This is a genomic window from Kangiella taiwanensis, from assembly GCF_020005165.1.
GTDB classification, from domain to species: Bacteria; Pseudomonadota; Gammaproteobacteria; order Enterobacterales; family Kangiellaceae; genus Kangiella; species Kangiella taiwanensis.
The window spans coordinates 865,104-879,349 of the sequence record NZ_JAHCLT010000001.1 but is presented as its reverse complement, the minus strand read 5'-3'; the positions used below and the strand labels follow the sequence as shown (position 1 = coordinate 879,349).

Sequence of the window (14,246 nt, the reverse complement as noted above, 5' to 3'; positions counted from 1 at the left end):
GTCTAAAGCTCGGAGAGTTCCCAGTAGGCATGGTAGCTTTTGCCTTGCCAATCTTGGACTGTGACCCATAACTTGTCGGAGTCAGTGAGACGTTCAGGGAATGGTGCATGAGCATGTTTCACGTCGCCAACTCCATGAATAGCGCCATCAGCATCATGGGGCATTGGCGCAGGCTCTGGGCCTACACTCATATAAGCATAGCGAATGTTCTCAACGCATCCTTGGCAAAATGTCAGGCTAAAGTCTTTAAAGTAATCGTCACCATAATCATACGCAGGCAACTCGTTCAAAGGCATAGGCTGCACACTGTATGGCCCTATGTCCTTTTTTTCTAACGGTGGCGGAAACGTTGGATTCAGCTGTTGGTAGAGATACCAAAAAGGAAGGACCAGCAACAAACCACTCAGACAATAGTACCAACGTTTAGGCGAACCCATCTTCGCTTTACTGTTCTTTTTAGTCATGTGTTACTTCCTCTATATGCTTTTTAGCCCCTGTTTGCTTTTTCGGGGTTTTAACCATGCGTTTACTGTAAATAACAAAGCCGCTGATCGACATAGTGGTGAGTAGCAAACCAAACAGGAACCATATAACTTTGGTCCAAACACCGCCTAAAGTGCCGTAATGCAGTGGATCCGTGATGTGGACCATCGTTTGCAATACATTCATCCGCTCAGGGGTTCTCAACTCATCAACCTCGGCAGTCCATGGGTTAACATAAGCTTGGTGACTGTATTGATCATAAAAGATCTCGCCACCCGATCCCATAATCGTGAAGTGGCCACGACTATGCTCTGGCATGGCAATGTAACTCGGTTGAAAGCCTGGCATGGCTCGCTTAGCACTGTCCATTGCTTGCTCAAAGCTAATTTGCTGTGGAGCATCAGTGCTCGCCTGATTTAAAGGGACTTCACCAATGGCCAAAGCTTTAGGCTCCTCCCAGACATCTGCACCGTTATGCCAGCCTATCGCTTGAATAAAGTAGCATAATCCAGTGATCCCCATGACCAATAAGAACCAAATTGACCAAACACCACTCAACCGGTGATAGTCGCCAAAAAACGTCCGAGCGCCTTTTTTGCGGCGAAGTCTCGGTTGTGTGAAGGACTTCCAAAACTTTTTGTACACCACCAGCCCAGTAATCAGCGCGCCCAAGGTCACGAAAGACATGATAGACACAAGATAATATCCCCAGCTATACCCTTCCTGCCAAGGAAATAACAACCATCCGTGTAGAGAACGCATGAACTCTACAAACGTGACACCGTTATTGATCTCCTGAACCTCGCCGGTATATTGGTTAACGTAAGCCAAGCCAACTGGGTGGTCTTGGCTGCTGAAACGTATCGGCGTCACCAAGTAAGGCTCAAGAACCATAAGCCCTTGAATCTTCGCGTCAGGGATTTCATCCGTAACCACATCAACCAGCTCATACACTGGCTTAGCCTCAAGTTGTTCTGGATTTGTCGCTCTCGCGTTGGGGTTGGTCAGCCACGTTAACTCATGACTCAACACCGCAATCGTCCCTGTTAAGCAGATAAAACTAAACAGAATCCATATGGGTAACGACAACCAGCCATGAACTTGGAACCATAAACGTCTGTTTTTAATTGCCATTTTCTTAACCTTTTTTATCTAGCAGTACTCTTTATGCGAAAAAGCACGGCGCCTGCTTTCACAGACCCGCGCTATTTCGTTTTACGACTACAAGAACAAACTGAATTACATACCCCAACGTAGGGTTAATAGATAATTACGGGGTGCACCATAAAAACCTTGTTCCCAGTACAGACTGGTCAAGTATTTTTCATCGGTCACATTGTCGATATTCAAGGTCGCCGACAAATTATCATTAATCTCATAGCTGGCCATTAAACCGACCAAAGCATAACTATCTTGCTCAATAGTGAAAGGCTGGCCCGCATTAGGTCCATTCGAGGCAGTTCCTTGATTGCGATAAATATCACCCTGCCATCTGACGTTCATACCCAACCTCAGAGCTTCAAATTCAGGAAGCGTATAAGTGCCTGACAAACGTAGTGTGTTCTTTGGTGTAAAACTTCTCACATCACCACCATCAGGACCTTCAATATCCACGTGAGTGAAGCCACCAGAAACTTGCAAGCCTTCAGCGACAACACCCATGATATCCAGCTCATAACCCTTGCTAGATACACCATCGACGGCTGTAAAATAGTCTTCGCCGGTTTGCTGGTTCGTTCCAGCAAACTCAGCAACATTATTTTGCTTAGTGCTAAAGATCGCCACGCTAGCATTCAGCATCTTGTCGAAGAACTCCCCTTTAACACCGAGCTCATAATTCTCACCATCAACAGGATCTAAACGATCACCATTAATGTCTTTTTCGCGTTGCGGGTTAAAGATCTTGGTGTAGCTACCGTAAACCGACATGCTGTCGTTTAAGTCATAGACTAAACCTGCATAAGGCGTGATCTCATTATCAATACGGTACTCTTTTGGCGTACCGTAATTCGTTCCTTCAGAATCTAAGCTGGTTGAACGCGCACCAGTGACTAGCGCCCAATCTTCAGCAAGCGAGAGTCGTGCAGCAGCATAGAAGCTATTGATCTTGTCGGTAAAGTCACTGCCGCCAGTGGCTGGACCAAAGTCTGGTACTGGGTAGTCACCATTCCAGTCATCAAACGAGGGTAACGGCGTGCCAATATCTTGACCATAAACCGACAAGTCATCGGTCTCTGAGCGTGACCAGTTATAGCCTAGAGAAAGTAAGTGATCGCGACCACCTAGCATAAATGAGCCATTCAGAGCGATATCGGCTAATAGCTGATCATTCTCAAAACTGTATAGGCTTGAGTAAGCGTACAACCCCGTATTATCGTCATTCAAACCGCCTAACGCATACTGATAGAATAAGCGGCTATCACTGTCATCTTTACGTTCAGTAATGGTAGTGACGAGCTCCCAGTCATGCCCTAAGTCGTAGACCAGTTCGGCAAACGTGCGTGAGCTGACGTTGTCCCAATATGACCAGTCAGATGCTGTGCTACGTGAGGCATCGAAATCAACTTGAGTGCCGTCGGTATAATTTAAGGTCAAAGCGCCCCACATTGGGCTATTGGGCTTATTGTCCTGTTTCGCATGACCAACGGTAAGTGTCGCAGCCTCAGACAAGTCAAACGCGAGGACACCATAATAAATCGATTTTTCAAGACTGTAGCGGTTAAGGTAGGAGTCCTTATTTTGATAAGCACCAACAAATCGTCCGCGAATCGAACCCTCTTCATTCAGGCTACCCGACACGTCACCCTCAATTCGCTGATTACTCCACGACCCTAAAGAGCCAGCAACAGAAGCCTGAAACGCTTCCGTTGGACGCTTGCGCACAAAGTTAACGGTTGCAGAAGGGTTGCCCGTACCCGACATCAGTCCGTTTGCACCACGAATCACCTCAATACGATCATAAATCGCAACATCGATGTCACCGTAGGTGTTGCCATAAACAAACGGTGTGCCGACACCATCGTATTCAAAATTCGTGATGTCAAAGCCGCGCGCACTGTAATAAGTACGGTCAGTTTCGACCTTCTCGACACTAACGCCTCCTGTCACTGCCAACACATCGTTAATATTCTGCAAAGCAAAGTCATCCATTTGCGCTCGGGTAACGATGGAAATCGCTTGCGGCGTCTCCCTTAATGACAGAGCTAACCCCGTAGCGCTACTGGCGTCTTTTTCGACATACAATCCTTGTTGATCAATGCCTTCACCTAAAACCTGGATGACTTCCGCTTTCTTTTCTTTGTCTTCTTCGCTAGAAGCTTGCTCTTCGGCATAAGCCACTGAGTTAAGCGAACCGAGAATCGTCGCTACTGCAAAATACACTTTTTTAGTTATCACTTGTCACAACTCCAATACTTCATCGGGAACTAACAATGCAACACTGCATTAATTTGCGCGAATGATAACCTTTCTCATTTGCATCTGCAATAGCGTTTGGAGATCTTTTTTATATAATGTTTTAGATAACACCTTAAAAACAAAACGCGGCTCATTGGCCGCGTTTGTCGTAATCGAAAAGGAAAAGCTGTTTTTATAGAATTATCTTGGAGGATCGACGCGATCGGCCTGACTGGTATTTAAACGATACCAGCCCGCTATCGAATAGCGGTCACGAGCAGCGGGCAACACTTCATGTGGAAATTCTTCGCTCAAAAACGCCACTACAGTACCGAAGCTTGGCGTTACCTTAGTTCCTTCTAGGTCTGTTTCGTCTTTATACAGGACCAATTCCCCCTCATCTTCCGGTAACCAATCAGGATTTAAATACACTACCAAAGACAAGACTCGGTTCGACTCGCCTTTAAATGCATCAACATGGCGCTTATAGAAATCTCCGGGAGCATAATGGGCGAAATGACTTTCGAAGGAAAATAAGCCCAGAAACAGTTGAGAATTCAAATATTCTCGTAACTCAGAAGCCCAAACCAACCACTGCTCTCCCGCGCTAGAGCTGCCATCAATCCAACAAATTTCATCGGTACGGACGAAGTTATTCACCATATGATCCTGCTGGCGACCGATACCGGCGGTATCGAACTCGCTCGAGCTCATTAGGTGTAACTGCTCCAACAACCGCTGAGAGAGCTCATAAGGCAAGGCATTGGGATTAATACTGTAGCCTTGCTGCCTAAGATCATCTGCAACTTTCTGAAAAAGAAAGGAAGTTTCGAGTGACGGCGTGCTTATTGCAGCCATAGACTCAGTTTCAACACTGCCCAATAGCGGATTCCTCAAGTAAAGTTACGCGTACAAATTTTGGCTACTTTATATGCTTATTTTTTGTACAAGGCAAGTATTATTATCAGAAATGGTAGGTAGCCGATAATCTTACCGTTCTAGGTTCCAATACATGGTAATGAATATCCTCGGTACCAACACCGGAAGCTTCTGATGACAGGCGTGATGGATAATAATAGTCAATATCATGATCGTTACTATCCAATGCGTTGAGAACATCAACTTTAAAAGTCCAATTGTCTTCCCTGAAGCCCAAGCGAATATTGGCTAAGGTACTAGAATCAGATAAAACTGTTCCCGTCTCTTCCAGCGGGCGTTCACCAAAATAGCGAACACGGCTATTCATAAACCAACCATTAGCAAAATTAGCACTCACACCAGCCTGCAGGACATGCTCAATAGCGCCAGGAATTTGGTCGCCTTCGCCAGCAGCGACGTCACTGTATTTAGCGTCGGTATAAGCATATTCAAGATCAAAAGACCAAGTGTCATTCAGTCGATAATAAGCTGTCCACTCTAATCCAAGCCGTTCCGAAGCACCATTTGCTTCAGTATTACCCGCATCACCAACAAAAAGTAGTTCACTGTCTAGATCTAGAGCCCAAAGCGAGAGCGATGTATTCAGTCGGTCAGTAATAAACCCTCTAATGCCCAGTTCATAGCCGAGCGAACGAACTAATGGGTCAACGCTATCGATGGGCTGCCCCGTCGCAGGGTCGACCCTGCCAGTCACTCCCCGAGCATCATTTGAATGAAAACCTTGTCCTACGGATAGGTACGTTTCCCACTCTGGACTCATTGAATAAATTAAACTAGCTTTAGCAGACAGCAAGTCATCAGTATCTTGACCGTTATTCTGTGTCAGATCGACACCATTAATGTTTGAGTTAGATAGACTGTTAACATCAAAATCATAGTAGTCGTAACGTAACCCAGTGACACTTTTTAGGTTCTCTGTCCACTGAACCGTTGCCTCATAATAAGCACCTAAGCTCAACTCTCCGACCCTGTCACTGCGAATAACACCCAATCGATCTCGGTCCTGCGTCTTATAAAGTCCGACTTCATCAATATCATCGTAGCGGACTTCAGCTCCGACAGAATGTGTAACGATAGAATCTGACTGAGGGAATGTATAATTGAACGAACCACCATAGATTGTTCGCTGATCAACTTGTTCGAACTGATCACCATTATTTTCGTCGTCAAGAAAGTAGGTAAAGTTTGACCACAGATTTAAGTTATACTCAATGGCATAAATATTTGCTGAAAAGTTTTCGTTGTACCATTGCAGATTTAGACTATAACGATCTGACTCCCCTCCTACCGTCGTGTCTAAAGACCCAAGCTCACCAATAATGCCTTGCTCGACGGCTCTTCTCGGGATTTGGTCGGCACTATTCCAGCTATTGTCATACAACATTAATGTGGCATCAAAAGTCATATCATCAAATGTCTGACTGCGCTTTAACCATACATTTTTTCTGTTAAGATCTTCTTCAATGTCAGTCCATGGCCCGTCATAATAGTTGAGATTTAGAGCGTATAGCCAAGACACATCATCACCTTGAAAAGAGTTCACTGACGTGAGTTCCTGATATGAATCCTCCCCTAACGTCAGCTCGACGAACCCTTGCTCAACTCTTTCTTGAGTATTGATTAAAGCTGTACCAGCACCACTAAAGTCACCAACATCGGCGTAATACGACCCTTTTTTGTAGGTTATTTGCTCGATCGCTTCCTCAATAATAAAGTTTAGATCTGTATACCCTTGTCCATGTCCATGACTTCTCATATTGATTGGCATACCATCAATAGAAGTAGCAAAGTCGGTACCATGATCGAGATTAAAGCCCCTTAAAAAATACTGATTTGCTTTGCCTGTTCCGCTGTGTTGCGTGACCACCAGTCCTGGGACCATTTCAAGTATTTCACCAGTCCGAAGCATGGGCCTTTGCGACAGTTCAACCTGACCAATGACACCTTCCGAAGCAGATTGAGAACTTCCAATAAGATTGGTTCTCTGCCCCTCTATCACCATGACCTCGTAACTTTGGTCGGTTGTCAGGGTATCCGATGTTTCATCATTCGCATTAACCGCTGTAGCAGTTATTAGTATCGTTAGTGCCGATAGTTTCATTTTCATCATTATTCCATTCGCGTTCCATCAACTTAAACTCACGCTAGAACGGATGGAGTGAATACTGTGTGAATGTCTAAAAAAATTTTCTAAATCAAGCGGTAACAGCCAACTCATCGGATGTGATTATTTACATAATTTTCACATCGAAGGCTTTAGTGTGGACACAGGTACAAGCTTTCACGATTTGTACTGTTTAAATAGACGGGGGTATCAATGTTGCATACGACTTCACACACACATCCATCGTAATACAACAAAAATACCCCACAGAAACTAGAGGTATGTACAATGAAGAAGCATATTATAACAAGTGCTGTATGCTTATGCATAACTGGCGCTTACATAGCACAGGACGCGGCCGCTTCAAGTCACCGCGAAGCCCCAAATATTACACGATATCCAACACTCGATTCTACTGATTTTTATGTGTTCAACAGTTACGAATCTGGTAGAGAGGATTACGTTACCCTTATCGCAAACTATGTTCCACTCCAAGATGCTTATGGTGGTCCTAACTACTTTGCGCTCGATCCAGCAGCACACTATAACATCCACGTTGACAGTGATGGTGATGCTGTAGAAGATCTGACGTATCAGTTCAAATTTGATAACAACCTTGCAGCCAACGGCGCAGGCATTCAATTAGCGATTGGCCCAGACGGCGATAAGAAACAAATTGCTATTCCGCTTAAAAACGCAGGCGGTATTTCTGCTGGGGATAGTTCAGTTCTTAACTTCATCGAAGAGTACTCTATCGATCTAGTAGAAGGCCCTGTAAGTACGGGTACAAAAACGTCGGTCACTGCTGCAGGCGGTGAAACGACATTTACCAAGCCATGGGACTACATTGGTGACAAAACATTCTCATCATCGGCAGACTACCAAGCTTACGCTGATCAGTATGTTTATGACATCAGTGTTCCAAACTGTGCCCAGACCGGTAAAGCATTCGTTGGACAACGTTCAGACGCGTTTGCCGTGAACTTGGGTGAAAGTTTTGACTTAGTCAATTATGTTCCAGTTGAGGGTGACAGCTCACCAGGTGCTGGTGATGGAAACGGTTTCCCTGGCGGTATTACTCAAGATACAGCAAACGATGACCTTCGTGATAAAAACGTTACAACTATTGCGCTTGAGCTACCAAAAAGTTGCTTAATCGGAGAAGGTAACGGTGTTATCGGTGCGTGGACAACAGCCTATGTACCACAAGCACGCATCCAAAACCCGAACGCAACTTTTGAAAAGCCAGAAGTAAATGGCGGTGCTATGGTGCAAATTTCGCGTCTTAGTAACCCACTAGTGAACGAAGTTGTGATCGGTCTTCCCGACAAAGACAAGTTTTCAACTGCCGCCCCAAGTGGTGATGGTCAATTTGCTGACTATGTGACGCATCCAAGTTTCCCAGAGTTGTTAAACATCTTATTCAAAGATGCTGTTAACGCGACTCTAGGCACAAACTTTGAGACCATTGCACCGACAAACTTTCCACGTACAGATTTAGTCGCTGCATTCCTTACTGGCTTCCCTGGTGTAAACCAACAAGCCACCGTGACAGCGTCTGAAATGTTACGTTTAAACACAGCTATTCCAGCAGTGCCAGCGTCTCAGCAATCACCCTACGGTGTGGTTGGTGATGATTTAGCAGGCTTTCCGAATGGCCGTCGCCCAGGTGACGACGTAGTCGATATCGCTCTACGCGTAGTGATGGGTCGCTTGTGTTACGAGTTTCCTGTCAATGGCACGCCTACAAACCTAGGTTACTGCTCACCATCAGATGCCAATGTCGGTGATGCACCATTTACGGATGGAGCACCGTTATCAGCAGATGATGTGGACGAGAGCTTCCCTTACTTGAAAACTCCAGTAGCGGGTTCACCTAACTAATCATAGGAGTCATTCATGAATACTTTGAAAACATTCAAGTATATGGCAATCGTCTCCTCGGCGTTAGTCCTAGCGGCTTGTAGCGACGATGATAACGCGGGGCCTGATATGAATCAGGCGCCCGTAGCCAGTAAACTATCCATCATGACGGAAACCGACACCCCCGTCATGGACCAACTCCAAGCAGAAGATCCCGATGGTGATGCGCTGAGCTTCGTTATCGTTAATGATCCGCAGTCGGGTACCGTTGAGCTGAGCAATGATGGCAGCTTTACTTATACGCCTGACAGTGAATTTACAGGGTCTGATGTGTTTACTTTTTTGGCAAGCGACGGTCAATCTAACAGTGCAACGACCGAAGTGGATGTCACAGTAAACGTCAAACAGGAAGTGTTTAGCTCATACAGCCGTGAAGCTTATCAAAAGCAAGCTGGCGATGAGCCTTCCGGAGTCAATGGTCGTGAGTTTATATTCGACGTAACAACCACTGATACTTATCAGGACTTGGTTCAAGATGGCGAACAGTAAACTCAAACTAGTAACATCAGCAGCCTTACCGCTGCTGATGTTTTTTCATAGTTCGGAAATATTCAGCAAAGAATGGACTCCGGAAAACCCCACAGACATTATTCTTACTTACGACAAAGACTTCGTTTCCGCCCAAGATGAGTCTCAAGGGCCGATAGACGCACAGAGTACACTGAGCAAAGTTGAACAATTAATTAAGTCAGCGAAGCTGCCAGGTAACAGTCAGAATCTAATGACTGCAAAACAGTGGCTAGCAAAAATTGATTCTCAAGGTCTCAGTAGTCAGCAAAAAGATCGTTACTACTTAGCTCAAGCTAACATTGCGCAGAGTCAGCATGATTTTGAACAATCATTGACCCTGCTCAACAATATTGGACAAAGTAGTCTTTATTTCCCACAAAGCCTTCTGGTGGCTGCAAGGGTTTATATTATTCAAAACCAGCTGGATGCTGCTGAACAGCAATGTCGTCGGCTGATAAGTTACAACTTACCCGCAAGCGAGCTATGTTTAATTGAGGTAAAGGTACACCAGGGAGAACTAAGTACAGCCAAACAGTCAATCCAGCGCCTTGCTAAACGCTACCAAGAACAAAGCTCTCCACTCTCTCAATACTTTCATCAGATTAGCGGTACGCTGTACCGAATTGAGAAGGACTACCAACGCGCTCAAGCAAGCTTTGCAAACAATCTTGCACAAGCACCAGTTAGCCAGTGGTATAGATGGGCAGATATGGCGTTTCAAAACAGCGATACCAAAAAAGTCTATCAAGCAATCCATGAATTAGAGCAAAACCACTCTTCTATTGAAGACGGTTTATTGATCCGTCTGGCAAGAGCCGAACAAGCTACCAATTCAGGTAATAAATATCAGAGCTTAGCCAAAGATAGAGTCCAGCTCAGACAGTTAAGGAAAGACGATCTGCATGCCGCTGACATAGCCTATTACTATACCTACGTCTCTCCAGATTCAGAATTAGCGTCACAGTGGGCACAGAAAAACTGGGAGCATGTAAAAGAACCTGCAGACAAAGAGCTATTGCTACAGGCACAATCATTAGATCACTGAGGGATTTATGCGCAACTTAATCATGATAGCGCTATTACTCGTTGCAACATCATTAAAAGCACACGAGTTTAGTACAGCAAACTTAACACTTGAGCAATCATCAGAAGGCCATCACCAAGGATATATTGCACTATCAGTGAGCGACCTTCATCATACTTTAGGTCTAGATCCCAATAAAGATGGTAACCTCACTTGGGCTGAACTGTCTCAGAGTCATTCAATCATTACTGAGTATCTAAGGAAGCACTTACAGTTCAATACTCCAAATAGCAGCTGCCCTATTACTTTTGGCTCTGATATCAGCTTATTAGATAGTTATGGCGAAACGTTACTAAAACAGCCACTTAACTTTAATTGCACCTTGCCTTTAACGGTACATTATACGGCTTTGTTTGACTCAACATCAGATCACAAGCTACTCATTAACTGGTCGTTCGAAGAAGGGCAAACTCAAACCATTATTGATAAACCTGCTCAGCATTGGGAAGTAGAAACATCGTCTCAATCTGCATGGGATACGTTTCTCTTTTATCTTTACCAGGGAATGATCCACATTTGGATTGGATTGGATCATGTATTGTTTGTTCTCACATTGCTTCTGCATTATGTAAACAAACCCCGCCAGACAACCAGCACCCCGAGCAGGAATACGATTAATCTTAAATCCATGATTTGGTTAGTCACTGGCTTTACGATTGCTCACTCCATCACCTTAACCTTAACCGCTCTTGATTGGATCTCGGTTTCTTCAAAGTGGGCAGAGGTCGGGATTGCGATATCCGTGGCTTACTCCGCTTTAAACGTTGTCACCCATTGGATTAAACGTCTGATGCTTATGACGGTAGCGTTTGGTTTACTGCATGGATTGGGTTTTGCTGGCGCGCTGAGCGAGCTGGGTCTTAGTAAAAGTCACCAGCTCACTAGTATCATAGGTTTTAACCTAGGTGTGGAAATAGGACAAATCGCTATCATTCTAGTGGCAATACCTTTGCTTTTGTTACTGAACAAGCATGAAAAAGTGAGGAAGGTTCTAGTACCTTTCGTCTCAATAGCGATATTCTTACTGGGAATCCTTTGGGTATGGCAAAGAGTCTAAAGCGACTTAAATCTATTAGCTAACGTTGCTGATAGGAATCACATTATTATCATTAAGCGAATCAAGGCCCAGAATTTCTGCGGCCTTTTTCTCATCACCTTTAACGATAACGTCAGCAAGAGTATACTCACTCAGCTTCTTGATAAAAGAACTTAAAGCATTACCAAGAATAGACTTCAGTTCACAAACAGGAGTGATCACACAGTTGCCGTTATGAGAAAAACATTCAACGAGATTAAAGTCTGGTTCTAGCTCTAAAACGAGTTTTCCGATATTAATATTTTCAGGATTTTTACTGAGGCGCATACCACCTTTTTTGCCTCTTAAGGTTTCAATATAACCACACTTATTTAAGTTGTGTACAACCTTCATTAAGTGATTTTTAGAAATGCCATAACTGTCAGCAATATCTTTAATGGTTGAACGCTTGTCAGTATTCAACGAAAGATAAATTAATACCCGAAGCGAGTAATCCGTGTATCGAGTTATATGCATGGTAGTTCCCTGAGTTTAGCTAAGACCTTATAAATAAACACTATTATATTAGAATATAGGTTTACAGCTTCATTTCAGTATACATTAATACCTGAATGCTTGAAGCGCAATTGTCATAAATTTTACATTAACGTGAACAGGTACAAGTCACTTACGACTTATGAAATGCAGATTGTACTTTATAAGCTGGCAGTGCGTCGGAAAACGCACTGCCGGAAGATATTAAGCAGCCCAACCAAGCTCATGCGCTTTTGCTGCAGCTTTCTTTGGAATATCTTGTTTAACAAAGTGATGATGCAGAAGCTGAACGCCAAGAACATGATTCAAGATTGCATCCATCTGAACTTTCGAGTCACGCGACACTGTTGGGTCATCATGGCTTCTGAGCATCGCTTGTAACGCACCATAATCAATCAAACCAGCTTCCTTGATCTTCTCTTCGTTGGCAAATTCCTCCATAAGCTCCATCAGAGCATTCCACTTTTTCTCATCCGTATGAGCTGGTGGCGCCATAAAGGCAAATTTTTGGCGCTTATAGAGTGTTTCAGGTAGCAAACCTTTCATCGCTTCCTTAAGCACATACTTTTCAACAGGACCTTTAATGCGCATTTGTGGTGGAATATTTACCGCATAAGCGGCCAAATGGTGATCTAAAAATGGTGGGCGGGCTTCCATCGAGTTAGCCATATCAACGCGGTCACCACCCCAGGTTAAGATCTGCCCTTCGAGCATGGTTTTAATCCACACATATTGCGCTTTATCCAGAGGATGACGACCTTCAAGTTGCGTCTCGTCAAACTGCTCTGCCATTGCTGTTCCCGGATCATAATCCTTAATATTGGCTTGGTGGTCCTTCGTCATTAAGTCCCGCGCAAAGTTATCGCAACCCATCCAACTCTGGATACAGGTTGGCGTAAATCCTACCTTTTTATCAATGGCTTCTGAGTGAAACTCTTCACGTGGCAACATGGCGCCTTTGAACAACTCATTGGATTCAGCCAATGTTGACTGCAAATCACTTCGTAGATTGTCTGGCAAATCAGACAATCCATATAAGAACATATCTTTTCGGAATGCAGGGTAGCCCGCGAATAGTTCATCGCTCCCCTCACCGGTTAGCACGACTTTGTAACCTTGCTCACGAACCTTTTGACTCATCAATAACTTAGCTACGCCAAGCGTGTTATAAATGGTTCGTTCAGTATGCCAAATAGTGCGTTCAAAATGATCGTATAAGTGTTCAGCCGATAAAGGTAGAACGATTTGTTCTGCATCGGTCATTTCCGCCATTTCTGTGGCGATAGGCGTTTCATCATAATCAGCATCATCAAAACCAATAGTGAAGGCTTTTACTGGATCTTGGCGAACTGCTGCCGACAAACCAAGAATCGAACAAGAGTCGATTCCTCCTGACAAATAAGCTCCAACCGGAACATCAGCATTTAAACGTAGGTGTACTGCTTCAAGTAGATTTTCGCGAACACCCTCAATATATTCTTGCTCTTCTTTTACTTTTAAATGCTCTTCCGCTTGCGGGAAATCAATATCCCAGTATTTGTGCTGCTCAATCTTTAGCTTGCCATCTTTGCGCTGAATCTTAATCCAATGCCCTGGCGGTACTTGATTTACACCTTTAAAAGCGGTCGAGCCCGGTACCATGACTTGAATCAGTTGGTGATACAAACCCTCCGAGTCAATTTCGCGCTTAACGTCAGGGTGTGCAAACAGTACCTTTAACTCAGAACCGAAAACCACACCATGTTCTGTCTCAGTCCAGTAAAGCGGCTTAATGCCAAAGCGATCGCGCACTAAATACATGGTTTCTTCTTCTCGATCATAAATCGAGAAAGCAAACTCGCCACGCAGGTTTTCTACTGTCTTTTCGATACCATAGTGTGGGTACATTTGTAACACGAGTTCAGAATCACTTTTACTCTGAAAGCGAGCTCCTTGTGCTGTCATTGACGCACGAATTCGCTGGAAGTCATAAAACTCGCCATTGTGCACCATCATGTAACGACCATCATCGCTGACATGCGGTTGGCGCCCTCTTTCTTCATCCAAGTCAATGATGGTTAAGCGTGCATGGCTTAAACCAACACCGGCGCCTTGAGGGTTATGATAACCAAAGTTGTCAGGCCCACGATGATATTGAATCGCTGCCATATTAACTAACGTTTGAGAATCAATGGTTCTACTTTTATCACTGTGAATCACACCCGCGATTCCACACATACACTAAATCTCCTCGGATT

At 44.3% G+C, this 14,246-nt stretch carries 11 protein-coding genes; 4 read left to right on the top strand and 7 right to left on the bottom strand.

Annotation, left to right across the window (positions count from 1 at the left end; translation table 11 throughout):
* Window positions 1–2 precede the first annotated feature (2 nt).
* From KFK88_RS04225 to KFK88_RS04205, 5 genes are all read right to left on the bottom strand, one after another.
* Window positions 3–464, bottom strand: coding sequence for a hypothetical protein (locus KFK88_RS04225; protein WP_223577406.1), 462 nt, complete (start codon window positions 462–464; stop codon window positions 3–5).
* The gene (locus tag KFK88_RS04220) at window positions 457–1,617 is read right to left on the bottom strand and encodes a PepSY-associated TM helix domain-containing protein (protein WP_223577405.1); all 1,161 of its coding nucleotides are present in this window, start codon (window positions 1,615–1,617) and stop codon (window positions 457–459) included. Before KFK88_RS04220 ends, KFK88_RS04225 begins: the two co-directional genes overlap by 8 nt.
* Window positions 1,618–1,722: 105 nt before the next feature.
* Entirely contained in the window at window positions 1,723–3,879 is a 2,157-nt protein-coding gene (locus KFK88_RS04215) for a TonB-dependent siderophore receptor (RefSeq protein ID WP_223577404.1), read from the bottom strand.
* Between the two features lie 201 nt (window positions 3,880–4,080).
* Window positions 4,081–4,737, bottom strand: a complete 657-nt coding sequence (locus KFK88_RS04210; RefSeq protein ID WP_345251997.1) for a 2OG-Fe(II) oxygenase — start codon at window positions 4,735–4,737, stop codon at window positions 4,081–4,083.
* A gap of 106 nt (window positions 4,738–4,843) precedes the next feature.
* On the bottom strand, window positions 4,844–6,925 hold the full coding sequence (locus tag KFK88_RS04205; RefSeq protein WP_396326642.1) for a TonB-dependent receptor: 2,082 nt from the start codon (window positions 6,923–6,925) through the stop codon (window positions 4,844–4,846).
* A 285-nt stretch (window positions 6,926–7,210) separates the two neighbouring features.
* Between KFK88_RS04205 and KFK88_RS04200 the strand changes: the two genes are divergently transcribed.
* The 4 genes from KFK88_RS04200 to KFK88_RS04185 are packed head-to-tail and all read left to right on the top strand — an operon-like array spanning window position 7,211 to window position 11,496.
* Window positions 7,211–8,806 (top strand): DUF4331 domain-containing protein, encoded by a 1,596-nt coding sequence (locus KFK88_RS04200; RefSeq protein ID WP_223577401.1) that lies wholly within the window; start codon window positions 7,211–7,213, stop codon window positions 8,804–8,806.
* Between the two features lie 15 nt (window positions 8,807–8,821).
* Window positions 8,822–9,334, top strand: coding sequence for a cadherin-like domain-containing protein (locus KFK88_RS04195; protein ID WP_223577400.1), 513 nt, complete (start codon window positions 8,822–8,824; stop codon window positions 9,332–9,334).
* Complete coding sequence (locus KFK88_RS04190; protein ID WP_223577399.1) at window positions 9,321–10,400, top strand: tetratricopeptide repeat protein; 1,080 nt, start codon at window positions 9,321–9,323, stop codon at window positions 10,398–10,400. The genes KFK88_RS04195 and KFK88_RS04190 overlap by 14 nt, the downstream gene beginning before the upstream one ends.
* A gap of 7 nt (window positions 10,401–10,407) precedes the next feature.
* Window positions 10,408–11,496 carry a HupE/UreJ family protein gene (locus tag KFK88_RS04185; RefSeq protein ID WP_223577398.1) on the top strand — a complete coding sequence of 363 codons (1,089 nt, stop codon included), beginning with the start codon at window positions 10,408–10,410 and terminating at the stop codon, window positions 11,494–11,496.
* A 15-nt stretch (window positions 11,497–11,511) separates the two neighbouring features.
* On the opposite strand, the gene KFK88_RS04180 is transcribed toward KFK88_RS04185, so the two are convergent.
* Window positions 11,512–11,991, bottom strand: coding sequence for an RrF2 family transcriptional regulator (locus KFK88_RS04180; RefSeq protein ID WP_223577397.1), 480 nt, complete (start codon window positions 11,989–11,991; stop codon window positions 11,512–11,514).
* Between the two features lie 222 nt (window positions 11,992–12,213).
* Window positions 12,214–14,226: an asparagine synthase (glutamine-hydrolyzing) gene (asnB, locus tag KFK88_RS04175; protein ID WP_223577396.1), complete on the bottom strand. Its 2,013-nt coding sequence runs from the start codon at window positions 14,224–14,226 to the stop codon at window positions 12,214–12,216.
* Window positions 14,227–14,246 lie beyond the last annotated feature (20 nt).